Source organism: Arthrobacter liuii, from assembly GCF_014639275.1.
Taxonomy (GTDB): domain Bacteria; phylum Actinomycetota; class Actinomycetes; order Actinomycetales; family Micrococcaceae; genus Arthrobacter; species Arthrobacter liuii.
The window spans coordinates 16628-41157 of record NZ_BMFW01000011.1; the positions used below are offsets into that span (position 1 = coordinate 16628).

The following is a 24530-nucleotide window of genomic DNA, read 5'->3' on the forward strand; positions in this document are numbered from 1 at the left end:
ACCGATCACCATATGCAACAGTGTGACTCCTGCCACGCCGGGTGTCAATGAATTTCGGATATGACGAAAAAGCACGGGTGGTGCCACGGTGGACCCCATTGCTGAACGTAAAGAATCCGGTACCGGAGCCGTCGTTTGGCTGGCCCTCCCCTCCCGCGGACAGGCACGGCGGTCCCATTAATGTCGTACCCCCTTGCCATGATGTGTCTATGGGGAAAGCGACGGTGGCCAAGGCTTATGCGGACATCCGGGCTGCTCTTGCTGCGTTGAACGCTGAGGCGGATGGGTGCGGTTCCGAGCCGTTTTCGGCGGCTGATCCGTTGGCGGGTTTGGCTGATGGGTGCCTGGACATACTTGCAGGCGCCCGGGAGGCTGAGGCCGGGATCGCGGGGCTGAAGGCCAAGGCTGCGGTGAAGTATGCGGAGAGCGCCTCTGTTGTGGCGGGCACAGATGGGCCGGCGCAGGCCCAGGAGATGGCGGTGGCGGCGGAGATCGGCTGCGTGCTGGCTCTGGGGCCGCGCGCGGCGTCGTCGTTCCTGGCCACCTCGCACGCCGTTGTTACCTCGTTGCCGCGGACGTTGGAGGGTTTGCTGGCCGGGGACTTGTCGTGGCAGCACGCCGTCGTGATGGCGGACGAGACGGCCAGTCTTGATGCTGCGGGAGCTGCGGCGCTGGAGGCGCATTTCCTGGCCCCTGACGCCCAGGATCCTGCGCGGGGGTGCCCTGTCGGGGAGATGCCGGCGCACCGGTTCAAAGCCAAGGCGCGGACCTGGCGGGAACGCCACCACGCCGAGAGCATCGAGAAGCGCCACGTCAAGGGAATCGCGGACCGGCGGGTGGAGTACCGGCCGGACCAGGACGGGATGGCCTGGCTGTCCGCGTGCCTTCCCGCGGACCGGGCACTGGCGGGGTGGAACCGGCTCACCGCGATCGCCCGGGGCATGCAGGGACCTGATGAGTGCCGCAGCATGCCGCAGCTTCGGGCCGACAAGTTCGTAGACGCAATTCTCGGCGTCAGTGTCACCAGCGGTGCGGTCGGTGATTGCGGTGGCGCTGCCGATTTGAGTGCTACCCAGGACGATCTGTCCCCACGAATCCGGGCGCAGGTTTTGGTCACGGTCCCGGTGTTCGCGTTGATGGGGTTGACCGATGAACCGGCCATGCTGGACGGGTACGGCCCCATCCCACCGTCAATGGCCCGGCAACTTGTCGCAAACGGGGCCGGATCGTTTTACCGGGTCTTGGTGGACCCGCGGGACGGGGCGCCGCTGGAGATCGGCCGGACAAGTTACCGCCCCACCAAGGCGATGCGGGCCTGGTTGCGGATGCGGGACGCCAAGTGCCCGTTCCCGGGTTGCAGCAACAACTCCCTGGACAACGACGCCGACCACATCCTCGCCTGGGCCAAGGGCGGCACCACGGGGATCAGCAACCTGGGACAGCCCTGCCCCAAACACCACAAACTCCGCCACACCACCGGATGGAAACCAACACCCGCCAGCAAAAACGAACCACCCGGCTGGCTCTCACCCACCGGCAGGCACTACGCAAGCGAACACCAGGACTGGGAACCACCACGATGGCCGGACATCCACGACCGCTTCCGGGTTCCGGAGGAAGGCAGCCCGCTTAACACTGTTCCGGACCTCGTGCAGATCCAGATATCCCCAGCAGAAGATTGGCTGGAGCTGGTCCTGCACGCGCCCTCCGCCTGAGACGGCGAGGCTCATGCGGCCCTGTCCAGGCCTTGCCTGGTCTGTGCTGCCGGTGCTTGGCTGTTGAAATGGCTGATGAAGAGGTATCCAAGAACATTCCGGACGACGAACACCTGCGGGAGGACGTGGCGCCAGAGTCTGAGGCGACATCACAGGATGCCCAGGAGGACCAGTTCGTGCCCGGGCAAACGAATGCCGGGCAACAGGTAGGAGGTCTCGCGTCGGCCAGCAGCTATGGCAAGGACCTGGACCCGGAGGCCGGGCAGGACGGGAACCACCCGGTATAAAAACCTGAGTGGGGGAACAGCGACGGCGGCAACCGGCACCTGCCGGACTGCCGCCGTCGCTGTTTCGGGCTGCAGGACCAATCGCGTCCAGCGCTAGCCCGCCGGGGTGGGCTCCAACTCCCCTGCCGCCTCCCCGGATGCAGATACCTCGGCCACAGCTGCACCGCCCTTATGCAGCTCGAAGCGGACGAACATGGCCTTGAAGCCGGGGGTGTTGGACACACGGGCCACGTTTTCCTTGTGGACCAGGCCGTTGGCCTCCGGGAAGTATGCGGCGGCGCAGCCCTTCGCGGTGGGGTAGGCCACCAGGCGGAACTTGTCCGCGCGGCGGTCAACGCCTTGGAAGGTGCTCACCACGTTCACCAGTTCCCGGTCCTGGAAGCCTGATTCGGCGAGGTCCTCGGGGTGGATCAGGATCATGCGGCGGCCACCGGAGATGCCGCGGTAGCGGTCGTCCAGGCCGTAGAACGTGGCGTTGTACTGGTCGTGGCTGCGGAGGGTCTGCAGCACCAGGTGCCCGGGCGGCGGCGTGAGGTACTCCAGCGGGCTCACTGTGAACCGGCCCCGGCCGATGTCCGTGGCGAAGGACCGGGTGTCGCATGGCGGGTTGGGCAGCACGAAGCCGTTCCTGGTCCGGACCCGGGCATTGAAGTCCTCGAACCCTGGCAGGACGCGGGCAATGTGGTCGCGGATCACGTCGTAGTCGTCGGCCATGCCCTTCCAGTCCACGGGGTGGTCCTGTCCGAAGGTGGCCTCGGCCATCCGCGCCACGATCACGGGCTCTGCCAGGAGGTGCTCCGAGACCGGGGTCAGCCGCCCCTGGGTGGAATGGACCACGGACATGGAGTCCTCCACGGACAGGAACTGCGCGCCCTTGGGATGTTTGTCGTCCTTGCCCGTCCGCCCCAGCGTGGGCAGGATCAGCGAGGTGCGGCCATGCACAATGTGCGAGCGGTTCGGCTTGGTGGAGATGTGCACGGTCAAGCCGATCCGCTGAATCCCGGCTTACAGCGCCCCGGTGTCGGAGCAGGCCAGCGAAAAGTTGCCGCCCGTGGACACGAACACGTCCACCTCGTCGCGTTCGAAGGCCTCCATCGATTCGACAGCGTCGTAGCCGTGGTGCCGAGGAGAGGAGATACCGAACTCAGCATCCAAAGCCTGCAGAAGCCATTCCTTCGGCTTTTCCCAGATGCCCATGGTCCCGGTCACCCTGCACGTTCGAGTGCCCACGGACCGGGTTGTTCGATGCCAAGGAAAGGCGCACCGGTCTTCCCGGCGCGCCTTTCACTGTTGAATTGCTTTGCTCTTCCGCTGGCTAGTGCGGGACCTTGGCCAGGGTCTCCTGCTCCGCGGCGATGGTGGTGTTTTCGCCGTGGCCGGTGCGGACCACGGTACCGGGCGGCAGCGTGAGAAGGCGTCCGCGGATCGACGTCAGGATGGTCGGGTAATCGCTGTACGACCGGCCGGTGGCGCCCGGGCCGCCGTTGAACAGCGTGTCTCCGGTAAATACGGTCCCTTCGCTTTCCAGGTAGAAGCACGTGGATCCCGGTGAGTGGCCCGGCGTGTGAATGGCACGAAGGGTTGCCCCGGCCACCTGGAACTCGTCGCCGTCTGAGTGGTAGCGGTCCGGCTTGGCATCCGGGTACACCTGTTCCCAGAGCACCAGGTCCTCCTGGTTCAGATAGATCGGCGCGCCCAGCGCATCCGCAACCTCGCGCGCGGCACCAATGTGGTCGTTGTGCGCGTGCGTCAGCAGGATGGCCTGAACCTTACGGCTGCCCACCTGGCTGATGATCGCGGCGGCGTCGTGGGGCGCGTCGATAATGACGCACTCCTCGTCGTTGCCCACGATCCAGACGTTGTTGTCCACATCCCAGGTGCCGCCGTCGAGCGAAAACGTGCCCGAGGTGACCAGGTTCTCAATGGTGACGCTCATGCAGGCGCCCCCGCCGACTGGATCTCAACCACAGAACGCAGGACCTTGCCCTCGTGCATCTTCTCGAAGGCTTCCTCCACCTGGTCGATGGTGATCCGCTCGGACACGAACGCGTCCAGGTCCAGGTTGCCCTGCTTGTAGTGGGACACCAGCATGGGGAAGTCCCGGGAGGGCAGGCAGTCGCCGTACCAAGAGGACTTCAGCGAACCGCCGCGGCCGAAGACGTCCAGCAGCGGGAGCTCCAGCGTCATTTCCGGGGTGGGGACGCCCACCAGGACCACGCGGCCGGCAAGGTCGCGGGCGTAGAACGCCTGCTTGTACGTTTCAGGACGGCCGACGGCGTCAATCACCACATCCGCCCCATTGCCTCCGGTGAGGGCACGGATGGCTTCCACCGCGTCCTCCTGCTTGGAGTTCACGCCATGGGTGGCGCCGAGGGACCTGGCCATCGCGATCTTGTTGTCGTCGATGTCAACGGCGATAATCGTCGTCGCGCCCGCCAGCTTTGCGCCGGCGATCGCGGCGATGCCCACGCCGCCGCAGCCGATCACTGCCACGGACTCGCCGCGCTTGACCTCACCGGTGTTGATCGCCGCGCCAATGCCTGCCATTATGCCGCAGCCCAGCAGGCCAACGGCCGCAGCATCCACCTCGGGATCAACCTTGGTGCACTGCCCGGCAGCGACCAGAGTCTTCTCCGCGAACGCGCCGATGCCCAGGGCCGGGGAGAGTTCGGTGCCGTCCTCGAGGGTCATCTTCTGGGCGGCGTTGTGGGTGTTGAAGCAGTACTGCGGCTGGCCCTTGGCACACGCCCGGCACTCCCCGCACACGGCACGCCAGTTCAGGATCACGCGGTCACCGGGAGCCACGGAGGTGACATCGGGGCCCACAGCGCTCACCACGCCGGTGGCCTCGTGGCCCAGCAGGTACGGGAAGTCATCGCCGATGCCGCCCTGCTTGTAGTGCAGGTCGGTGTGGCAGACGCCGCAGGTTAGGATGTCCACCAAGGCCTCCCCCGGACCCGGATCCGGCACCAGGATGGTCTCCAGCGAAACCGGAGCGTTCTTCTCCCGGACAACGACAGCTTGAACTTTATGGACCATGGTTCTTGTGTTCCTTTCCTGGACCCTGCCGGATCCGGTGAGTCGGCACCAAGTGCCAATCTAGCTGACAGACCGTGCCCGGGGACCATGTCATCCCGCCGCTGGGGCCCAATTAATTGCGTAATACACAACGCGTTGCACATGGCGCCTACTGCGGAATATGACAGCGCACACACTTCGTGTCAATAGATATATCAGTTGCAGCTCAGAAGAAGCACCCTTCCTGACCCCTTTCGGTGGAGTTTTTAGACAGATAACAGGGCCTACAGCGGGGCCGGAAGTCCCGTAACCAGTCCACAAACTCCAGCAGTAGGCTGGATGGCATGGCTTTTGAAAAAACCCCCGCCGGGCGCCCCGAAGTTAACGTCCGCCGTGCGCCCAAGTACGTTCCCTTCCTGGTCCTGGGTGCACTGGTGGGTGTTGCTGCGGCGGCAGCGGTGGCGTACGCCCTGCCCGGGGACCCCAGCTTTGATCCCGGCTCGGTTTTCGGGTTCTTCCTGATCATGTTCGGCGGGGGCGGCGCCATCCTTGGTGCGGTGTTGGCGCTGGTCCTGGACCGCCGCAGCGTCAAGCGCCAACAGCGGGCCGTAGTGGAGGCCGTTCCGGATTCGGAGCCGGACACGGACCAGGAGGGCTAGCAGGTCACAAACCGCCGGCCGGAAAAGTCCTACCGCATCTCGTGAGATAATCGACCAGTGGCACGCGGCGATGGAAAACTTTCCCATGATCTTCTCCCCGGCGAAAAAGGCCCGCAGGACGCTTGCGGCGTCTTCGGCGTCTGGGCTCCGGGCGAAGAAGTAGCAAAACTTACCTATTACGGGCTGTATGCACTGCAGCACCGCGGTCAGGAGTCGGCTGGCATCGCCACGAGCGACGGCAAGCGGATCAACGTCTACAAGGATATGGGCCTTGTGTCCCAGGTCTTCGACGAGACCACCCTGAACACCCTAACCGGGCACCTGGCCGTGGGCCACTGCCGCTACTCCACCACCGGCGCCAGCCACTGGGCCAACGCGCAGCCCACCCTCGGCGCCACCGCCACCGGCACAGTGGCCCTGGCGCACAACGGCAACCTGACCAACACCGCCGAACTCAACGCCATGATCACCGAACGCAATGGCGGCAACCTGACCGGTGAGATGAAGCAGGGCAACACCTCCGACACCGCCCTGGTCACCGCACTGCTTGAGGGCGAGCCGGGCAAGACCCTGGAAGAGACCGCCACCGAGCTGCTCCCCAAGATCAAGGGCGGTTTCTGCTTCGTCTTCATGGACGAGGGCACCCTTTACGCCGCACGTGACACCTTCGGCATCCGCCCGCTGGTCCTGGGCCGGCTGGAGCGCGGCTGGGTGGTCGCCTCCGAGCAGTCCGCCCTGGCCACCGTGGGCGCCAGCTTCATCCGGGAGATCGAGCCGGGCGAATTCATCGCCATCGATGAGGATGGTGTGCGGTCCAAGAAGTTTGCGGAGCCGACGCCGGCTGGTTGCGTCTTCGAGTACGTTTACCTTGCGCGCCCCGACGCCGCCATCGCGGGGCGTTCCGTCTACGAGTCCCGCGTGGAGATGGGCCGCCAGCTGGCCCGCGAAAACACCCAGTCGGCGGACATCGTCATTCCCGTCCCGGAATCCGGCACCCCCGCCGCAGTGGGCTACGCCGAGGAATCCGGCATCCCGTTCGCGCACGGCTTCGTCAAGAACTCCTATGTGGGCCGCACGTTCATCCAGCCCTCGCAGACCCTGCGCCAGCTGGGCATCCGGCTCAAGCTCAACGCCCTCGAGTCCGTGATCCGCGGCAAGCGCGTGGTGGTGGTGGATGACTCGATCGTCCGCGGCAACACCCAGCGCGCCATTGTGCGGATGCTCCGGGAAGCCGGCGCCGCCGCCGTGCACGTCAAGATTTCCTCGCCGCCGGTGCAGTGGCCCTGCTTCTACGGCATCGACTTCGCTTCCCGGGCAGAGCTGATCGCCAACGGCGCCACCATCGAAGAGATCTCCCAGGCCATCGGCGCAGACTCTTTGGCATACATCTCCGAGGACGGCATGATCGGTGCCACCCGGCAGCCGCGGGAGCGTCTCTGCACCGCCTGCTTCACCGGTAAGTACCCCATCAAGCTTCCGGACGCAGACAAGCTGGGCAAGAACCTGCTGGAACGTACCGACCTGGGCGGATTGAAGCCGTCCCCGTCCGCGCTGCCGGGCCAAACTGCCGCGCTGGCCGTCGACGCCGCGGAGGACCCGGCGGAGAAGGCCGGTGCCACCGGTTGCGATCCGGGCCCGGACTCCGAATTCGAGAACCTGCTGACCGAAGCCGACCTTGTGCCCGACGTACCCGCCGCCACCAGCGCCGACAAGAAAGAGTCCGTATGACTTCCGCTAACACCGCCGCAGAAAACTCCGGCATCACCTACGCCTCCGCGGGCGTGGACGTTGAAGCCGGGGACCGCGCCGTCGAGCTCATGAAGGACGCTGTCAAGGCGACCCATAACTCCTCGGTGATCGGCGGGGTGGGCGGCTTTGCCGGCCTCTACGACGTCTCCCGGCTGCTGACCTACAAGAAGCCGTTGCTCGCGACATCCACGGACGGCGTGGGCACCAAGGTTGCCATCGCCCAGGCCATGGACATCCACGACACCATCGGATTCGACCTGGTGGGCATGGTGGTGGATGACATCGTGGTGGTGGGCGCCGAGCCGCTCTACATGACCGACTACATCGCCTGCGGCAAGGTGGTCCCCGAACGCATCGCGGACATCGTCCGCGGCATCGCGGCCGCCTGCTCCGTGGCCGGCACCGCCCTGGTGGGCGGCGAAACCGCCGAGCACCCCGGCCTGCTGGGCGAGCACGAATACGATGTCGCCGGCGCAGCCACCGGTGTTGTCGAAGCCGATGCCCTGCTGGGCCCGGACCGCGTCCGCGCTGGCGACGTGGTGATCGGCATGGCCTCCTCCGGCCTGCACTCCAACGGCTACTCCCTGGTCCGCCGGGTCATCAACCACGCCGGCTGGGCCCTGGACCGCCAGGTCTCCGAGCTCGGCCGCACGCTGGGCGAGGAACTCCTGGAACCCACGCGCGTCTACGCGGCCGACTGCCTGGACCTGGCCCGCACCTTCCCGGTCAGCGCCAGCGCGGCGGTTCACGGTTTCAGCCACGTCACCGGTGGTGGCCTTGCCGCCAACCTGGCCCGCGTCCTGCCGCGGGGCCTGGTGGCCACGGTGGACCGCGCCACCTGGGAGCTGCCAGCCATCTTCAAACTGGTGTCCGAGCTGGGCAATGTCCCACTGGCCGACCTTGAGCGCACGCTGAACCTGGGCGTGGGCATGGTGGCCATCGTCTCCCCCGACGCCGCAGATGCCGCCGTGGCGCGCCTCAACGAACGGGGACTGCCGTCCTGGATCATGGGCACGGTCAGCGACGATTCAGGCTCCATCCTGAAGTCCGGCCCGGATTACGTCCAGGGCGCCAAGGGCGTGGACGGCGGTGCGGTCCGCCTGGTCAACGCCTACGCGTAAAGCCTTCTTCGAGTGCTCCGCAACTGCCCTTTTGGACCATCAGAACGGCGTTTACGGAGCACTCGATGTCTTTAAGGGTGGCTAGGCGGTTTGGATGAGGTTGAGGATGCCGCCCTGCGGGTCCTGGATTGTGGCCAGTGAACCGTCAACCGGGCGGCCATCCGGCTCCACGAGGACCTCGCCGCCCGCTGCATGCGCCGCCGCTGCCGCCCCTGCAACATCAGCCACGCCAAAGTAGACCTGCCAGTCCGCCTCGTCGCCTTCATCGGCAGGAACAACGCCGGCCACCTCACGGCCGTCGATGAGCAGCGTGCTGTAGCTGCCGCCGTCGTCCTGGGGGTACTCGGTGACCCCATGCCCGAAAAGCTGCTGGAAGAAGCCGACGGCGGCTTGTGGCTCGGGCGTGAAGAGTGCCGCCCACGCCAGCGCGCCCGGCTCATTGAACAGGTGGCTGCCAAAGTGGCTTCCCGCTTGCCAGAGTCCCGTGGTTCCGCCGCCGGGAGGGGCGAAGAAGCCCAGGACACCGGTGTCGCCCACCTTCTCCGGCCCGAATTGGGCGGTCCCCCCGGCGTGGCTGGCTTCCTCGAGCAGCTCCGCGGCGTCTGCGGCAGCGAAATAGATGTTCCACTTTGCGGCGGTGCCGGCCTGCAGCTGCAAGGAATTTTGCGGCGCGATGGTGGCCACGAGCTGCCCGCGGACAAAGGCCTGCGCGTAGCTGCGTCCGTCCGGGGTGGGAAAGTCCTGGTAGGTCCAGCCGAAGAGCCGGTTGTAAAAGTCCTTGGCGGCCGCAACATCGGGGGTCTGCAGATCCGCCCAGCAGGGCTCGCCCTGACGGTATCCCTCAGCTTTTGACATGGGACCCACGCTACACGGACCCCTTGAGCAGCAACGAGCGGCAGGGGCACAATAGCGAATATGGCCGGCCTTGTTGACATTGACGGACACCCGACATGGGTTGAGGACCTGGGTGGGGGCGCCGCTCCCCTGCTCCTGCTGCATGGCGGCCTCAGCAACAGCGATGCCCTTCTCGCCACCCTCGGGCCCGGGCTGTCGGAGCACTACCGCGTTATCGCCTTCGACCGTCGCGGACACGGTTATACCGCAGACACTGCTGCGGAATTCCACTACGCCGGCATGGCCAGGGAGGCGGTCAGCGTACTCGAAAAAGTGGCCGGTGGCCCCGCCCATCTCGTTGGGTGGAGCGATGGCGGCATCATCGCCCTCCTCGTGGCGCTCCAACGGCCGGACCTTGCGGCGAAACTGGTTGTCATCGGCACCAACTACCATGTGGACGGTATCCAGCCGGTCGAGTTGGACCCGGGTTCCCCGGTGTTCCAGGAGCTTGGCCGGGCCTACGTTGAGCGCTCTCCTGACGGGCCGGGGCACTTGGAGGAAGTGATCCGCAAGTCCATGCAGCTCACCAGAACGGAGCCCAGCCTCACCACGGAAGATCTTGCCCGGATCCAGCAGCCGGTGCTGGTGGTGGCAGGCGACGATGACCTGGTGGCCCTGCCGCACACCGTCTCGTTGTACGAGGCATTGCCCAACGGGCAGCTGGCTGTAGTTCCGGGGGCGTCGCACGCGCTGCCGCTGGAGCAGCCCGCCACGCTCACCGGCCTGATTCTTCCATTTCTGGCAGCCGAAGGACCACCACAAACATTGATGCCCATCAGGCGTGCCCGGACCACAGCCACGGACGCCGAAAAGGCCCGTTGAGACACACCCCAGACGGGCATGCCCCAACGGGCCTTTTGACCGAGGTCAGCACTGGTGGTGCCGCAAAGGAAGCACTGTGGCGAAGGCCAAAGGATGGTAGGCGGACTACCATGCCGCAAGCTTGCGACAGCTAGCCGATGCGACGGTTGTCTACCTCGTCGTCATCGTCATCCAAATCGTCCGCGTACTTATCCACATAAGCCGAATAGTCCGGTTCAACCGGTTCATTCGCGTAATGGCTCGTTGTACGACTGCCCGGGCCCGTCAGCTCACGCTGAAGTGCTGAGTAGTCAGTGTTCGGGGAGTAGTACTTAATGTCCCGAGCCTGCTTGGTAGCTTTTGCCTTTTGACGGCCGCGCCCCATGGCGTGACCCCCTTTTGTACTTGGACCGGAGGTGGTCACCTTGGCGATCGGTGAGGCCCCGGAATGTTTGGTCAATTTGTCGTACACCTAGATTACATGCTTTCGGCTGGCCCCGCTTGCCGCCGACCTGCCGGACTGCCGCGTGGGGTACCATGACGCACCTCCACCCGCGGGATTCCGGCATTTTTCTTCGGTAGAGTCACATGAGAACTGCCGATTTTGTCTGGCCTTTGGCGAGCCGTGGACCAAAACCCAGGAGGATGCGCACCCGTGAACCACCAGGACATCCCGCCCAAACCCGCCACGCCGCCGCGGACCGGAAGCCTACCCAAGGTCCCGGGCGGGGACGGTGCTTCAGCCCCAGCTCCCGAATCCATTACCTGGTCCCAGCAGCGCCAAGACCCCGCACCGGACAGGCACGCCAACAGGAGGCCGGCGTTCTGGAAGGCGTTCCTCGTCGTCGTCATCCTGGCTGTTGCGGGTTCGCTGGCGTGGCTTGCCGTGTGGCTGAACTCCGCCCCCGGCGCAGATACTGCGAAGAGTGAGGCGCCGGGCGTGCTTCAGACCGCTGTAACACCGCCCGCTACTCCCCAGCCGCTCCCCCGGGACGGGGTTGCCCCGGCTGCGTACGCGGTAGGTGACTGCTTCAAGGATTTTGATCCCCAGGCCCTGACGTCCACCGTGGTGCCGTGCGATACGGGGCACTCGGCGCAGCTTGTGGCCACCCTCCACTACCCGGACAGCGCCGGCTACCCGGGCGCAGATTCGCTCAAGGCTAAAGCGCTGGAGGTGTGCCAGGCAGCGAAACTCGGTCCGGCGGCGAAGCAGTTCCAGCTCAACTACCAGCGCAGCTTCCCCAGCAGTACCAGTTGGGGATCCGGCGACCGCAGGGTGGACTGCTACGTCACGGCCGACCACGGCAATGTGATCAACGCAAGCGTGCTGCCCTGACGGCCTGACCGCCAGGGCAGCACACCAGCGCCTGAACCAGCCGGCTAGTCCTTCCGCCGCACTGAAAGCCCGGAACTTGGGGCACCGGTCAGCGCATCGACATTGCCCTCGGTGAGTTCGCCGAGGTCCGCGGCGGTGTCGACAACCACGGTGTCGCCGTCGCTGATTTCACCGGCGAGGATGCCCTTGGCCAGCCGGTCGCCGATCTCACGCTGCACCAGGCGGCGCAGCGGCCTGGCGCCGTATGCGGGGTCGTAGCCGGACAGTGCCAGCCAGGCCTTGGCGCCGTCGGTGACTTCAAGGGTGAGCCGCCGCTCCTGCAGCCGCCGCCCCAGCTCTTCCACGTGCAGCTCCACGATGTGGGCCAGTTCCTCCACCGTGAGGGCGTCGAACAGCACCACTTCGTCGAGCCGGTTGAGGAACTCCGGCTTGAAGGACGCGTTCACGGTGGCCATGACCGCGTTGCGCTTGGCCCCGGCGTCCAGGGACTGGTCCACCAGGAACTGGCTACCCAGGTTGGAGGTCAGCACCAGAATCACGTTGCGGAAGTCCACGGTGCGGCCCTGCCCGTCGGTGAGGCGGCCGTCGTCGAGCACCTGCAGGAGGATGTCGAACACCTCCGGGTGCGCCTTCTCCACCTCGTCCAGCAGCACCACGGAGTACGGACGACGGCGGACGGCCTCAGTCAGCTGCCCGCCTTCCTCGTAGCCCACGTAGCCCGGAGGCGCCCCGACCAGCCGGGCGACGCTGTGCTTCTCCCCGTACTCGGACATGTCGATGCGCACCATGGCACGTTCGTCGTCGAACAGGAAGTCCGCCAGGGCCTTGGCCAGCTCGGTTTTGCCCACGCCGGTGGGGCCCAGGAACAGGAACGAGCCGGTGGGCCGGTTCGGGTCGCTGATGCCGGCCCGCGCGCGCCGGACAGCGTCGGACACGGCGGTCACGGCCTTGGACTGGCCAATCAGGCGCCGGCCCAGCTCCTCCTCCATGTGGAGCAGCTTCTGGCTTTCACCCTGCAGCATGCGGCCGGCGGGGATGCCGGTCCATGCGGAAATGACTTCGGCGATGTCGTCAGCGGTGACTTGTTCGGCCACCATCTGCGCGGATTTGTCCGTCACCGCCTCTTCAGCTGCTGCCGCGGCATTCAGCTCCCGCTCAAGCGCGGGAATCTCGCCGTAAAGGACGCGGGAGGCGGTCTCCAGGTCGCCTTCGCGGGCGGCCTTGTCGTACGCGGAGCGGAGTTCGTCCAGCTTGGCCTTGAGGTCACCCACCCGGTTCAGGCCTGCTTTTTCGGCTTCCCAACGCGCCTTCAGTCCGTTGAGCTCTTCGGTCTTGTCGGCCTTGTCCGCACGGAGGGCCGCCAAGCGTTCCACGGAGGCCTCGTCCTTCTCGTCCGCCAGCGCCAGTTCTTCCATGGTCAGGCGGTCAACTACCCGCTGGAGCTGGTCGATTTCCTCAGGAGCGGAGTCGATTTCCATGCGCAGCCGGGAGGCTGCCTCGTCCACCAGGTCGATGGCCTTGTCCGGCAGTTGCCGCCCGGAGATGTACCGGTTGGAAAGTGTGGCCGCCGCAACCAGGGCGTTATCGGCGATAGTGACCTTATGGTGCGCCTCGTACCGCTCCTTGAGTCCACGGAGGATGCCGATGGTGTCCTCCACGCTGGGCTCGCCCACGTACACCTGCTGGAACCGGCGCTCCAGCGCCGGGTCCTTCTCGATGTTCTCGCGGTACTCGTCCAGGGTGGTGGCACCGATCAGCCGCAGCTCGCCGCGGGCCAACATGGGCTTGAGCATGTTGCCGGCATCCATCGAGGACTCTCCGGTGGCGCCCGCCCCCACCACAGTGTGGATCTCATCAATGAAGGTGACGATCTGGCCCTCGGAGTTCTTGATCTCCTCCAGGACAGCCTTGAGCCGCTCCTCGAATTCACCGCGGTACTTGGCTCCGGCCACCATGGAGGCAAGGTCGAGTGCAATCAGGGTCTTGCCGCGGAGGCTCTCCGGGACGTCGTTGGCCACGATGCGTTGCGCCAGCCCTTCGACGACGGCCGTCTTGCCAACGCCGGGCTCGCCGATGATGACGGGGTTATTCTTGGTGCGGCGGCTGAGGACCTGGACGATGCGCCGGATTTCCGCGTCGCGGCCGATCACCGGATCCAGCTTGCCCGAACGCGCCATGGCGGTCAGGTCCGTGCCGAACTTCTCCAGGGACTGGAAGGTGTTCTCCGGGTCCGGGCTGGTGACCTTGCCGTCGCCGCGGACACCCGGCAGGGCGGCGAGCAGGGCCTCGTGGGAGGCGCCGGCGTCGCGCATTAAGCGTCCGACGGCGTCGCTTCCGGCAGAGAGGCCCAGGAGGAGGACCTCGGTGGAGACGAAGGTGTCACCGAGGCGGTCGGCTTCATTCTTGGCGTTCTGGATGGCCTGGAGGGCGGGGCGGGACAGCTGCGCCTGCTGGGTGGAGCCTCCCGACGTGGCGGGCAGGGCCTTGATGGCGCTGCTGGCCTGGACACTCACGGCGTCCGGATCCGCGCCGGTGGCGCGCAGCAGCGCGACGGCAACGCCCTCCCGCTGGTCGAGCAGCGCCTTGAGCAGGTGGGCCGGCTCCACTTGGGGGTTTCCGATGGTGGAGGCGTTCATCGCCGCGGCCGAAAGAGCCTCCTGGCTCTTGGTGGTGAATTTGACGTCCAAAGAGAGCTCCTTTCGGGGGCTTGTTGACTAAGTTGAGTGTACTACGCTCAACTTTGCGCAGCGAGGTCCACAAGCCATGTTTGCCCACGGCGAAACCGCTGTCCAGAGCCGGAGGTCCTGACGGCTCAAATCCCGAGTCCCGGCGCTACGTCGCGTACACGGACACGGCGGCGGCCTTGACCACGAAGTGCACCGACATGCCCGGCACAAGGCCCAGGTCCGCGGAGGCTGCCGGCGTGATGTCCGCGGCCAGGCTGCCGGCCCGTACCCGGACCTGGTCGCCGTGGGGTTCGAGGTCGGTGATGGTGACGGTGAACGAGTTCCGCGGGCTGCCGTGGGCGTCGTCGAGGAACACGGATACAGCCGACGGCGGGAACACGGCCACGCCCTGACAAGCTGGCGTGGCCGATTGGCCGGCTTCCTCCTCGTGGCCGGCAATCCTGAGTCCCTGGCTGGTCAGCACTCCCGCTCCGTCCAAGGAGCCCGGAATGAAGTTCAGCCCGGCGAGCCCCGCGGCAAAGGAACTCTTGGGGCGTTCCAGCACGGCCCGGGTTGGGCCTTCCTCGGCGATCCTGCCGTTTTCCAGGATGACGACGCGGTCCGCGAGCATCAGCGCATCCAGGACGTCATGCGTGACAATGATGGCCTGGCGCCCAGCCAGGACCCGCTTGAAGAGGCGGCGAAGGAGCGGGGCGGAGTGGATATCAAGGGCTGCGAGTGGTTCGTCCAGCAGGAGCAGCGCAGGATCAGCGGCGAGCGCACGCGCCACGGCCACGCGCTGGGCCTGGCCGCCGGAGAGCTGGGCCGGACGCTGTCCGGCAAGGTGTTCCGCTTCGACGTCCGCCAGCAGGCGCAGGGCGTGATCCTTCGCGTCCCGCTTGGGGACGCCGGCGCTGCGGGGCCCGAAGGAGACGTTGTCCACCGCGCTCAGGTGGGGGAAAAGCAGTGGCTCCTGGGCGAGCAGGGCGGTGCCGCGGTGGTGCGGCGGTGCCCAGGTGCGCTTTTCGCCGTCGAGGTCGAAGAGGGTGTTGCCGTTGAGTTCGGCCCGGCCGCTGTCCGGGCGCAGCAGACCCGCAATGCTGGACAGCAGGGTCGACTTCCCGGCGCCGTTGGGCCCCATGACGGCCACCGTTTCGCCCGGCCGGACCGTCAAGGCCACGTCGAATCCGCGCCCGGCCACGACTGCCTGGAAGGACAACGTCACTGGACGTTCCCTGGTGCCGGTGCGGGCGCCGTCGTCCGTTTTCCTGATCCAGACCGGACCGCCGCCGGGCGACGGTAGGCAAGGGCAACCACCGCGACGGCCACCGCCACCAGCACCAGCGACAGGGCGACGGCGGCGTCCGGGTCCGTTTCCCGCTGCAGGTAGATCTCCAGCGGCAGGGTCCGGGTCACCCCCTGCAGGCTGCCCGCGAAGGTCAACGTGGCACCAAACTCGCCCAGGCTCCGAGCGAAGGAGAGGACGGCGCCGGACGCCAGCCCCGGCAGGACGAGCGGCAGCGTGACGCGCCGGAACACGGTGCCGGGCCGTGCACCCAGCGTCGCCGCCACGGCCTCGTACCGGGAGCCGGAGGTGCGCAGGGCACCCTCGAGGCTCACCACCAGGAAGGGCAGCGCCACGAATGTCTGCGCCAGGACCACTGCCATGGTTGAGAAGGCGATCTGCAAGCCCAGCATGTCCAGGGTCTGGCCCAGCAGCCCCTGGCGGCCGAACGTGTAGAGCAGGGCGATTCCGCCCACCACGGGGGGAAGCACCAGCGGCAGGAGCACCAGCGAGCGCAGCAGCCCCTGCAGGCGGAAGGTGTCGCGGGCAAGGACCAGGGCCAGCGGGACGCCCAGCAGGATGCACAGCAGGGTGCTCGCTGCCGAGGTCCGCAGGCTCAGTCCCAGCGCGGTCAGCGATGACTCTGACGTCACGAGCGGAATGAACTGCGCCCAGTCCACGCGCAGCACCATCGCGAGCAGCGGAAGCACCACGACGACGACGGCCAGGACTGCCAGCGCACGGACCCAGCCGGGGATGCCGGAGTACGCCTGCGTGTCCACCGCGTGCCCTGCCCTTCTGCCGATCCCCGCTGCCGTACCTGCCTCCCCGATGTGCTCAGCGGCTTTCGAGTACCGTCTTGAGCGTGGCCAGTTGGGCCACCTCCGACTCCATGGTCCTGGTGACCATCGAGTCCAGGACCCGCATCAGGAGCGGCAGTTTAACGTCCAGGCTGAAGTGTACGGTGGTCTTCCCGCCGTCCCCGGTAAGGGTGTAGGTGCCGGTGGGGCGGGCTGGACCGGCAACCACTTCGAAGCCCAGCAGGTGGCCGGGCTTGGCCTCCGTGATCCTGTAGTCGCCCTGTATCGGGCGGCCCTTGGGCCCGGCCAGGGTCTGGCTGTAGACCGCCCCCAACTGGCCCGCCGTGCCTTCCTTGAGGGAGATGGACTGCACGCCTTGGCGCCAGGCAGCATTGTTCAGGCCGTCAGCCAGGAAGGCGTATACCTCATGGGCAGGCCGGTTGATGGTGATGCCGTTCTCTGCGTGGGCCATGCGTTTCCTCCGGTGGTGGGCTGAAGAAATCCGGGAACTGGATGAGTGGTGTTCAAGGGCGCTCCGGGCTCAATTGCCGGTGCACCTGGCCCCACCCTACTGCCATGTGCCTGGGCCTGGCCCTACTGTCCCGGGGGTCCGAATCCCGCCGCGGCCAGGACCTTTTGGCCCTCCGCACCCGTGACCAAGTCCAGGAAGGCCTGCGCGGCAGCCCTGTTGCGGCTGCCGGCGACGCCCGCAATTGGATACGTGTTGACCGCGCTCCCGGCTTCCGTGAACTGGATGCCGGACACCTTGGTTCCGGCGGTTTTGATGTCCGTGCCGTAGACAAGCCCGGCGTCGGCTTCGCCGGAGACCACCTTGCCCAGGACGTCGGTGACCGCGTTTTCCTCACTGACCGGACTCAGCGTAAGGCCCGCCGTCTCGGCCACTTTCGCCGTGGCAGCGCCGCACGGGACCTGCCTGGCACAGGTGACCAGCTTGATGCCCGGCCGCGCCAGGTCCTTCAACGATGCGATTCCGGCCGGGTTTCCCGGGGGCACTGCGATGGCCAGGGTGTTCGTGGCGAAGTTCCTGGGCGTTCCGTCAGCGAGGCCCGCGTCCTGCAGTTTCTTCATATTGGCCGTGTCCGCGGATGCGAATACGTCAGCGGGCGCACCCTGGCTGATCTGGCTGGCAAGGTCGGAGGACCCGGCAAAGCTCAGGCTGACCCTGGTTCCCGGGTTCTCCGCTTCAAAAGTGCCGGCGAGTTCGGTGAACGTGGCCTTGAGGGAGGCGGCAGCGTACACGGTGATGGTGCCGTTGGGCGTACCGCTGCCCTCCCCTGCGGTTGCGCCGGGGGCGGTTCCGCCGGCGGCGCAGCCGGAGAGGATGGCCACGAGCAGTGCGGTGACAGCCAACAGGGGGGACAGCAGGACGGCATTCGGCCGGACACGTGTCGGGGACACGGGGGCTGTACGTCGGGTGTGGGGCAGGATCATGCCGTGGCCCGTCCCTTGGGCGATTCAATGATGACCGTCGTTGCCTTGACCACAGCGGTGGCCACGGCGCCCGGTTCCAGGCCCAGTTCGCGCACGGCTTCACTGCTCATGAGCGACACAACCCGGAATGGGCCGCACTGCATTTCCACCTGGGCCATCACCTTGTCCGTAATGACGTTGGTGACCAGGCCCACGAGCCGGTTCCGGGCCGAGCTGTTGCCACCTCCCGGATCATCGGGCAGCTGGGCCAGCTTCTGCGCATGGGCTGCCAGTTCCAGTCCGTCGACGGCGAGCCGGCCGGAGGGGTCCCTGAGCGGGGTGAGGGTTCCATGCTCGGTCCAGCGGCGGACGGTGTCATCGCTCACGCCCAGGAAACGGGCAGCTTCAGAAACGCGAATAAGGGCCATACGACGATGTTAACCCGCAGATGCGGCACCAGGAACTGCATCGTGGCGCAAAAGAGGAGAGGCGGGTAGATTCACCGCATGGGGACACGGAAAGCCTGGGCTGAAATTGTTGAGTGGCTGGGCGCCAACGCACCAGTAACCGCCCGGACCATTCGGGCCCCCGCACCCGAAGCGTTTATACGTTCATTTGAAGAGGCAGCACCGAACGGGTGGCCCAAAGACCTGTCGACGCTCTATCGCCTCTTCGACGGCGCAGAGCCATCAACTGCAGGGTATATCCTCCCGAGCTATCGTCCGCTCCCTCTCAAAGAAGCGGAGGAGACACGGCAAATGTTGCTCGACGTCTGGGCGCGGGTGGGAGAGGAAGCAAATGCACTGGATAAACAGGAGAAGAGGTCGCCGCTTCACGTGAATCTGCGTGCCGCCTTCGAGGCTTACGGCGGTGCTCTTGCCCCCACGCCCCATAAACCTTACGACCCGGCACACGCTGAAGCTGAAGAGGCAGGGACCAGGGTTTCCATGTTCATCCCATCCTTCCTCCCGGTCGCAGACGACGGCTCCGGCGACTTTCTGTTCGTCGACCTGAGGAAAGGACAGCAGTACGGCTGCGTAAGCGAATACTTCAAGGAAGAGGCCGACTGGCGCCCGGCGATGTGGCCATCCCTTGATGCTCTTTTGGCCGATACTCTGCTGAGCCTGCGAACCGGCCAACCCGCGCTGTCGTTCATGCCCACCGTCAGAGAGGGCAGGCTCCATTGGGGAATTCCTCCGGGACGTTGAGGGTCGCCGGGTCTGGTGTTCCCGGCGCGAGGTCCGGAATTCCGGACTGCTGGGACGACACGGCCGAGCGGCGCTAGGATCTTTTCAGCAGACAGCCGAAAGATTCCGGGCTCGGGAAGGATCACTTGATATACATCGACCCGCCGCTGTGGCCTGCCCACGGAACCCACTTTTCGCATCTGGTCTCAGATGCTTCATTGGATGAGCTGCACACGTTCGCCGCTGCTGCGGGCATCCCCGAGCGGGCGTTCGACGGCGACCATTACGATGTGCCGGAACGTCGCTTTAATGAGCTGGTGGCGGCGGGCGCCGTTTCGGTGGAGGCCAGGGTGCTGGTCCGCAAACTTATCGGCAGCGGGCTGCGCATCCCGGCACGCCGGCGTAACACGTCGCTGAAGGTCCCGTTACTGAACCGCTGGGAGGCCATCATGCCCGGCCACGACGCACTGTTCCTGGACCTGCTGGACCGGTGGAGCGAACCGCACCGCCACTACCACGGCTGCACGCACCTGTTAGCCGTGCTGGAGGCGCTGGACCTCCTCGCCGAACCGGGGGAGGCGCCGCAGACAGTGCTGCTGGCCGCCTGGTTCCATGACGCCGTGTACCGCGGCGCGGCAGGGCAGGATGAGGAGGAGTCAGCCCGGCTTGCGGAGAAACGGCTGGCCGACTCCGGCCTGTCGGCATCGGAGGTGGCCGAAACGGCACGGCTGGTCCGCCTTACCTCGGATCACCGGCCTGAACCGGGTGACGACGACGGCGCCCTCCTCTGCGACGCTGACCTTTCGATTCTCGGTGGTGGGCCGGAAGAATACGCCCGCTACGTTGCCGCCGTGCGGAAAGACTACGCGCACATCGGTGACGCCGACTTCTCAGCCGGCAGGGCCGCCGTCGTCCGCCAACTGCTGGAACTGGACCCGCTCTTCCACCATGAGCGGGCACGGGATCTTTGGCTGGAGGCCGCGCACCGCAACCTGGAAAGCGAGCTGGCGTGAACGCACCCGGCTCCGGCACGCGGCACACGTACTCCGCCAACGCCGCGCACCGGCAACTCCCTTTCGCGGTTCGGCTGGACTGGGGACTGGACGGCGCCATGACGGTGGCGCCGGGCGCGGACATCGCAGTGGTGGTGGATGTCCTGTCCTTCAGCACCTGCGTCAGCGTGGCACTGGACAAGGGCGCGCAAGTCTTCCCTTACAGGTGGCGGGACACCAGCGCGGAGGACTTCGCCGCCCACCACCACGCGCAGTTGGCAGGCCCCCGCGACGGCGGCGGACTGAGCCTCTCCCCCGCAAGTTTCCGCGCCGCGCGGTCATTGCAGCGGGTGGTCCTGCCGTCCCCCAATGGTTCTGAACTGTGCCACGCACTGTCCGCGGAAGTGCCACTGGTCGCCGCGCTGTGCCTCCGGAACGCTGCCGCCACGGCCGAGTGGGTGGCGGCCAACCTCCCGGAAGACGCCGTGGTGGCGGTAGTTGCCGCCGGTGAGCGCTGGCCGGACGGAACACTTCGCCCTGCCGTGGAGGACCAGATCGGAGCCGGGGCGTTCATTGCCGGGCTGGCGGCTGCAGGCAAGGGCGGCTATGAAGCAGGGGACGGCAGGCACGGCTATGCGCCGGAGGCAGCGGCGGCCATAGCTGTCTACGAATCCGCCGAACCGCGCCTGCGCGAGATGCTCCAGCACTGCTCCAGCGGCCGTGAGCTGTCCGGCGCCGGCTACGCCGAGGATGTGGACATCGCCGCGGAACTGGACCAAAGCGAATCAGTGGCCATCCTGCGGGACGGGGCATTCTCACCGCTTTGAAATGGCGCCGGAAGTGGCACGGTTTACGAATCCCGGCACCGGTGCAACACTGCACGGATGACCCCGCGCATCCAAGCCATCGCCGTTGATTCGACCGACCCCCGCGTTCCCGCGGCATTCTGGGAAAAGGCGCTTGGATGGCGGCGCACCCATGAAGAGGACGACGAGATTGTGCTGGAGCCGCCCGCAGGCAGCGCGGAAGAGGGTGTGGCCCCAGACCTGATCTTCCTTAGGGTCCCGGAGCAGAAACAACTCAAGAACCGGCTGCACCTGGACCTCCGGCCCGAAGACCAGGACGCCGAAGTCGCCAGGCTGGAAGGGCTTGGCGCCACGCAAATTTCTGTGGGCCAGGGTGCGGCGGCCACCTGGGTAGTCATGGCAGACCCGGACGGCAACGAGTTCTGCGTGCTGCGCGCCCTGCGGCCTGGCGATTCTGCCTAGCGGTAGGTGCGCACAGGGTAATGGCTGGCAAAAGGCCTGTTGGTGGGCACGATCTGCTTGCCCAGCGGCATCAGGGATACCGGGATGAGCTTGAGGTTGGCGATGGCCAGCGGGATGCCAATGATGGTCACGGCCATAGCGAATGCTGTCACCACGTGGCCGATGGCGATCCAGATCCCGGCCACCAGCAGCCAGATCACATTGCCAAGCAGCGAAAAGACACCGGTGCCGCCGGGCTTGTCCACCACCATGCGGCCAAACGGCCACAGCGTGTAGGCGGCGATCCGGAATGAGGCAATGCCCCACGGAATGGTGACGATCAGCAGGCAGCAGACCACACCCGCGAGGAAATAGCCCAGGGCCAGCCAGAAGCCGCCGAAAACCAGCCAGATAATGTTCAGAAGTGTCTTCATGCACCCATTGTGCCCCCGGCCCACTGACAAAAAGGTGGGGGATTCCCCTGATCCTGCCCTGATCCCGCTTCCCGGCGGCCAGAGGCGGCAGTGCCTAGACGGTGGCAGTCGCCTTTGCGGCATGGACGAAGGCGCGGATCTTGGCCAGGTCCTTCACGCCGCGGGACGCCTCGACGCCGGAGGAAACATCAACCCCCCAGGCCTGCGCGGCGGCTGAGGACTGGCCCACGTTCGCCGCGTCAAGGCCCCCCGCCAGGAGCCAGTTCCGACCCTGGAGCACCGGCAGGGCCGCCACCGAGGCGTAGTCCCAGGACTCGCCGGAGCCCGGCACGGCGGCATCGACCAGGAGCAGGTCCTCTCCCCAGTCTTCGAACTCATCCCGGGCGGCACCGGTGGTGATGGCCCTGACCAGCTTCATGCCGGCGTCGTGCACCGTCGCCACGTCCGCCCGTGACCGGGTGCCGTGCAGCTGGATCCATTCCAGGCCCGCCGCCCGGGCAATGGCGATGGCATCGGCAACGGGCTCATCCCGGAACACACCAACAGGGAATACGGTGTTGGGTACTCCTGCCAGCAGGGAGGCTGCCTGCGAGGGCGAGACAACACGGGGGCTGGCGGTGAGGACGAATCCCACTGCATCCGCGCCGGCGTCCACTGCTTCGCGGACCGATTCGGGCGTGCTGAGACCACACACTTTGACGAACATTCCCGGCTCCTTCAGGCTGTTTTCGTGTTGACCCCCCGGAGGAGAGTAGCAGGGACGGGACCCAACTGCGATGCCGGCTGCTGCGGGGAACTAGGCTGGGCTGATGCAGATCATCCGCTTCGCAGAGCTCACGGCTGAACCATGGCGCAACGGCGGCGGGGTGACCAGGGAAATCGCACGCCAGGGATCGGCGGACGGCGGCTGGGACTGGCGGGTGAGCATCGCAGACGTCACCAAGGCGGGTGACTTCTCGCCTTTCCCGGGCATGGAGCGCGTCCTGACCGTCATTGAGGGGGAACTGCTGCTGCTCACCCTGGACAGTGCAGAGCAGCCCCTGGAGAAGTACCGTCCCTTCAGGTTCGACGGCGGCACGGCCACCACGGCGAAGCTGCCCACCGGGGACATCCGGAACCTGAATGTCATAACCCGCTCGGGAGCGTTCAAGGGGCACACGTCCATCATTGAGCTCTCCAAAAAACGCGCCCACCCCGTGTTTGAGGGGCAGCTTGGGGTGCTGCTGCAGGGACAGGCGAAGGTCAGCGTGGGCAGCGCAGAGCCGCTCGAACTGGGCCGCTACGACGCCGTGGTGGGGTCCGACACCAATTCTCCCGAGGTCCTGGGCCGCGGTTTCCTGGCCGTGGTATCCATCGATCCGCAGGAACCTTCGGCGTAAGTACCGGTGCGGTGGTGAGGTTGGGCACCACTGGTGGCCGCCCGCCGTCGTGAGTTGCTACGCTGGAATCCAAGGCTCCGAACACGGGCCTCCGGACGACGGTTCAGTACCCGGCACGCGACAAGACTGGCCAAAGGATCTGGTCATGTCGTGGTTAATCCTCATACTTTCCGGCGCGCTGGAGGCCGTCTGGGCAGCCGCCCTGCACCGTACCTTCCAGGTTTCCGGACGCCGGCGCCTCGCCCCCGCCGCACTGTTCCTCGTGGCCGTTGCCGCCAGCACCGGCGGCCTTGCCGTCGCCATGCAGTCCATTCCCACGGGCACCGCCTACGCGGTGTGGGTGGGAGTGGGCGTCGTCCTGACCTCCGCCTACGCGATGGCCACCAAGGTGGAACGCCCGACGGCGGCCCGCCTGCTGCTGCTGTCCGGCATCGCCGCGTGCGTGGTTGGCCTGAAAGTGGTGGCGTGATGATGCAGCGTTCACTTCCGTGGCTGGTGCTCCTGGCCTCGGCGGTCCTGGAGGCAGTCTGGGCCACGGCCCTGGGCCTGTCGGACGGTTTCAGCGAGCCCCTGCCCACCGTTGTCTTCGCCGTGACGGCGGCCCTGAGCATGCTGGGCCTGGGCATGGCAATCCGGAGCATTCCGCTGGGCACCGCATACGCCATCTGGGTGGGCATCGGCGCTGCGCTGACCGTTGGCTGGGCAATGGCCACCGGCACGGAACCCTTCAGCGTACTGAAGCTGCTGTTCATCGCGGGGATCGTTGGCTGCGCCGCGGGCCTGAAGGCGTTGCCGGCCAAGGACAGGGTCCCCAGTGACAGCGCACCGACGGGCGTGCCCCGTGGCTGACGCGCACAGTCCGCGGCTTATACCTCTAGGCTTTTGCCATGGACTCCCCCGAGATCACCCAGGCCGTGGACGCGCTGCGGCGCAGGATGGTGCCCGGAGCGCGGACTATCCTGGGTATCGCCGGAGCGCCGGGGTCCGGCAAGTCCACCTTTGCGGCCTGGCTGCAGGAGCAGTTCAGCCCGGGGACCTCGGTTGTGGTCCCCATGGATGGCTTCCACCTGGGCAACGCGGTCATCGGGGGAACCCCGCTCCGGCAACGCAAAGGCGCGATTGATACGTTCGACGCCGGCGGCTACCTTTCGCTGCTGCGCCGCCTGGCGCGCCGGGACGAGGCAGTGGTGTACGCGCCCGAGTTCCGCCGCACCCTGGATGAGCCGGTAGCGGCCTCCATCGCCGTCCCAGCCGACGTTCCGCTGGTCATCACGGAGGGCAACTACCTGCTGGCGGGGCAGGAGCCGTGGAAAGAGGTCCGGACGCAGCTGGACGAGGTGTGGTTCCTGGAAACCCCGCCCGCGCTCCGGCTGCAGCGGCTCGTGGACCGGCACATCTCGTTCGGGATGGACCGCGAAGCCGCGGTGGCCTGGGCCAACGGACCCGACGAGGCCAATGCCCGCCTGATCCAGGCCACCCGCCCGGCGGCGGACCGCATCATCCCCTGGCTGTAAACGACGATTTTCAAG

Annotated in this window: 27 protein-coding genes, 1 pseudogene and 1 riboswitch; of the genes and pseudogenes, 15 read left to right on the forward strand and 13 right to left on the reverse strand. The window is 66.6% G+C overall.

The features are described from left to right. Window positions 1–209: 209 nt before the first annotated feature. Together IEW19_RS12520 and IEW19_RS12525 are read left to right on the forward strand one after the other, a co-directional pair. Window positions 210–1715 (forward strand): HNH endonuclease signature motif containing protein, encoded by a 1506-nt coding sequence (locus IEW19_RS12520; protein WP_188571961.1) that lies wholly within the window; start codon window positions 210–212, stop codon window positions 1713–1715. Between the two features lie 68 nt (window positions 1716–1783). Further along, window positions 1784–2002, forward strand: coding sequence for a hypothetical protein (locus IEW19_RS12525; protein WP_188571962.1), 219 nt, complete (start codon window positions 1784–1786; stop codon window positions 2000–2002). A 93-nt stretch (window positions 2003–2095) separates the two neighbouring features. Here the strand turns inward: IEW19_RS12525 and IEW19_RS12530 are convergent. From IEW19_RS12530 to IEW19_RS12540, 3 genes and pseudogenes are all read right to left on the reverse strand, one after another. Beyond that, a pseudogene (locus tag IEW19_RS12530) lies at window positions 2096–3239 on the reverse strand (molybdopterin dinucleotide binding domain-containing protein); the annotation flags it as partial. A 78-nt stretch (window positions 3240–3317) separates the two neighbouring features. Next, window positions 3318–3938: an MBL fold metallo-hydrolase gene (locus IEW19_RS12535; RefSeq protein WP_188571963.1), complete on the reverse strand. Its 621-nt coding sequence runs from the start codon at window positions 3936–3938 to the stop codon at window positions 3318–3320. Beyond that, a complete protein-coding gene (locus tag IEW19_RS12540) occupies window positions 3935–5041 on the reverse strand; it encodes an S-(hydroxymethyl)mycothiol dehydrogenase (RefSeq protein ID WP_188571964.1) in 1107 nt (368 codons plus the stop codon). Before IEW19_RS12540 ends, IEW19_RS12535 begins: the two co-directional genes overlap by 4 nt. 323 nt (window positions 5042–5364) lie before the next feature. On the opposite strand from IEW19_RS12540, the gene IEW19_RS12545 reads away from it, so the two are divergent. The 3 genes from IEW19_RS12545 to purM are packed head-to-tail and all read left to right on the forward strand — an operon-like array spanning window position 5365 to window position 8549. Next, window positions 5365–5679 (forward strand): hypothetical protein, encoded by a 315-nt coding sequence (locus IEW19_RS12545; RefSeq protein ID WP_188571965.1) that lies wholly within the window; start codon window positions 5365–5367, stop codon window positions 5677–5679. 57 nt (window positions 5680–5736) lie between these two features. Beyond that, a complete protein-coding gene (gene purF, locus IEW19_RS12550) occupies window positions 5737–7407 on the forward strand; it encodes an amidophosphoribosyltransferase (RefSeq protein WP_188571966.1) in 1671 nt (556 codons plus the stop codon). Beyond that, window positions 7404–8549: a phosphoribosylformylglycinamidine cyclo-ligase gene (purM, locus tag IEW19_RS12555; RefSeq protein ID WP_188571967.1), complete on the forward strand. Its 1146-nt coding sequence runs from the start codon at window positions 7404–7406 to the stop codon at window positions 8547–8549. The genes purF and purM overlap by 4 nt, the downstream gene beginning before the upstream one ends. Window positions 8550–8630: 81 nt before the next feature. Here purM and IEW19_RS12560 read toward each other — a convergent pair whose 3' ends face one another. Further along, the gene (locus tag IEW19_RS12560; RefSeq protein WP_188571968.1) at window positions 8631–9404 is read right to left on the reverse strand and encodes a VOC family protein; all 774 of its coding nucleotides are present in this window, start codon (window positions 9402–9404) and stop codon (window positions 8631–8633) included. 60 nt (window positions 9405–9464) lie between these two features. On the opposite strand from IEW19_RS12560, the gene IEW19_RS12565 reads away from it, so the two are divergent. Beyond that, entirely contained in the window at window positions 9465–10265 is an 801-nt protein-coding gene (locus IEW19_RS12565) for an alpha/beta fold hydrolase (protein ID WP_188571969.1), read from the forward strand. Between the two features lie 130 nt (window positions 10266–10395). Here the strand turns inward: IEW19_RS12565 and IEW19_RS12570 are convergent, their stop codons facing one another. After that, window positions 10396–10629 (reverse strand): DUF3073 domain-containing protein, encoded by a 234-nt coding sequence (locus tag IEW19_RS12570; protein ID WP_188572049.1) that lies wholly within the window; start codon window positions 10627–10629, stop codon window positions 10396–10398. A gap of 270 nt (window positions 10630–10899) precedes the next feature. On the opposite strand from IEW19_RS12570, the gene IEW19_RS12575 reads away from it, so the two are divergent. After that, window positions 10900–11580 carry a septum formation family protein gene (locus IEW19_RS12575; protein WP_188571970.1) on the forward strand — a complete coding sequence of 227 codons (681 nt, stop codon included), beginning with the start codon at window positions 10900–10902 and terminating at the stop codon, window positions 11578–11580. A gap of 44 nt (window positions 11581–11624) precedes the next feature. Here the strand turns inward: IEW19_RS12575 and clpB are convergent, their stop codons facing one another. The 6 genes from clpB to IEW19_RS12605 form a co-directional block, all read right to left on the reverse strand. Continuing rightward, complete coding sequence (gene clpB, locus IEW19_RS12580; protein ID WP_188571971.1) at window positions 11625–14267, reverse strand: ATP-dependent chaperone ClpB; 2643 nt, start codon at window positions 14265–14267, stop codon at window positions 11625–11627. Between the two features lie 145 nt (window positions 14268–14412). Next, on the reverse strand, window positions 14413–15471 hold the full coding sequence (locus IEW19_RS12585) for a sulfate/molybdate ABC transporter ATP-binding protein (RefSeq protein ID WP_188571972.1): 1059 nt from the start codon (window positions 15469–15471) through the stop codon (window positions 14413–14415). Further along, window positions 15468–16313 carry an ABC transporter permease gene (locus IEW19_RS12590; protein ID WP_188571973.1) on the reverse strand — a complete coding sequence of 282 codons (846 nt, stop codon included), beginning with the start codon at window positions 16311–16313 and terminating at the stop codon, window positions 15468–15470. Before IEW19_RS12590 ends, IEW19_RS12585 begins: the two co-directional genes overlap by 4 nt. Before the next feature lie 55 nt (window positions 16314–16368). Further along, a complete protein-coding gene (locus IEW19_RS12595) occupies window positions 16369–16803 on the reverse strand; it encodes an SRPBCC family protein (RefSeq protein ID WP_188571974.1) in 435 nt (144 codons plus the stop codon). A gap of 122 nt (window positions 16804–16925) precedes the next feature. After that, window positions 16926–17750 (reverse strand): molybdate ABC transporter substrate-binding protein, encoded by an 825-nt coding sequence (gene modA, locus IEW19_RS12600; protein WP_229748459.1) that lies wholly within the window; start codon window positions 17748–17750, stop codon window positions 16926–16928. Between the two features lie 29 nt (window positions 17751–17779). Then, window positions 17780–18190: a TOBE domain-containing protein gene (locus IEW19_RS12605; RefSeq protein ID WP_188571976.1), complete on the reverse strand. Its 411-nt coding sequence runs from the start codon at window positions 18188–18190 to the stop codon at window positions 17780–17782. Window positions 18191–18268: 78 nt separating this feature from the next. Between IEW19_RS12605 and IEW19_RS12610 the strand changes: the two genes are divergently transcribed. The 4 genes from IEW19_RS12610 to IEW19_RS12625 all read left to right on the forward strand — a co-directional run bounded on the left by IEW19_RS12610 (window position 18269) and on the right by IEW19_RS12625 (window position 21209). After that, complete coding sequence (locus IEW19_RS12610; RefSeq protein WP_188571977.1) at window positions 18269–18970, forward strand: SMI1/KNR4 family protein; 702 nt, start codon at window positions 18269–18271, stop codon at window positions 18968–18970. A 125-nt stretch (window positions 18971–19095) separates the two neighbouring features. Beyond that, a complete protein-coding gene (locus tag IEW19_RS12615) occupies window positions 19096–19962 on the forward strand; it encodes a DUF4031 domain-containing protein (RefSeq protein ID WP_188571978.1) in 867 nt (288 codons plus the stop codon). Then, a complete protein-coding gene (locus IEW19_RS12620; protein ID WP_188571979.1) occupies window positions 19959–20768 on the forward strand; it encodes a 2-phosphosulfolactate phosphatase in 810 nt (269 codons plus the stop codon). The genes IEW19_RS12615 and IEW19_RS12620 overlap by 4 nt, the downstream gene beginning before the upstream one ends. 57 nt (window positions 20769–20825) lie before the next feature. After that, a complete protein-coding gene (locus tag IEW19_RS12625; protein WP_188571980.1) occupies window positions 20826–21209 on the forward strand; it encodes a VOC family protein in 384 nt (127 codons plus the stop codon). Here the strand turns inward: IEW19_RS12625 and IEW19_RS12630 are convergent. Together IEW19_RS12630 and IEW19_RS12635 are read right to left on the reverse strand one after the other, a co-directional pair. Further along, window positions 21206–21622: a YccF domain-containing protein gene (locus IEW19_RS12630; RefSeq protein WP_188571981.1), complete on the reverse strand. Its 417-nt coding sequence runs from the start codon at window positions 21620–21622 to the stop codon at window positions 21206–21208. The genes IEW19_RS12625 and IEW19_RS12630 overlap by 4 nt on opposite strands. A gap of 94 nt (window positions 21623–21716) precedes the next feature. After that, on the reverse strand, window positions 21717–22328 hold the full coding sequence (locus IEW19_RS12635) for a phosphoribosylanthranilate isomerase (RefSeq protein ID WP_188571982.1): 612 nt from the start codon (window positions 22326–22328) through the stop codon (window positions 21717–21719). Between the two features lie 103 nt (window positions 22329–22431). Here IEW19_RS12635 and IEW19_RS12640 point away from each other — a divergent pair, with 103 nt between their 5' ends. The 4 genes from IEW19_RS12640 (at window position 22432) to IEW19_RS12655 (ending at window position 24515) form a co-directional block, all read left to right on the forward strand. Then, the gene (locus tag IEW19_RS12640; RefSeq protein ID WP_188571983.1) at window positions 22432–23001 is read left to right on the forward strand and encodes a HutD/Ves family protein; all 570 of its coding nucleotides are present in this window, start codon (window positions 22432–22434) and stop codon (window positions 22999–23001) included. Window positions 23002–23070: 69 nt separating this feature from the next. Further along, window positions 23071–23136: riboswitch (guanidine-III (ykkC-III) riboswitch) on the forward strand. Window positions 23137–23146: 10 nt separating this feature from the next. Beyond that, on the forward strand, window positions 23147–23470 hold the full coding sequence (locus tag IEW19_RS12645) for a DMT family transporter (RefSeq protein ID WP_188571984.1): 324 nt from the start codon (window positions 23147–23149) through the stop codon (window positions 23468–23470). Continuing rightward, window positions 23470–23850 (forward strand): DMT family transporter, encoded by a 381-nt coding sequence (locus tag IEW19_RS12650; protein ID WP_188572050.1) that lies wholly within the window; start codon window positions 23470–23472, stop codon window positions 23848–23850. Before IEW19_RS12645 ends, IEW19_RS12650 begins: the two co-directional genes overlap by 1 nt. Before the next feature lie 38 nt (window positions 23851–23888). Continuing rightward, window positions 23889–24515 (forward strand): nucleoside/nucleotide kinase family protein, encoded by a 627-nt coding sequence (locus IEW19_RS12655; RefSeq protein WP_188571985.1) that lies wholly within the window; start codon window positions 23889–23891, stop codon window positions 24513–24515. Window positions 24516–24530 lie beyond the last annotated feature (15 nt).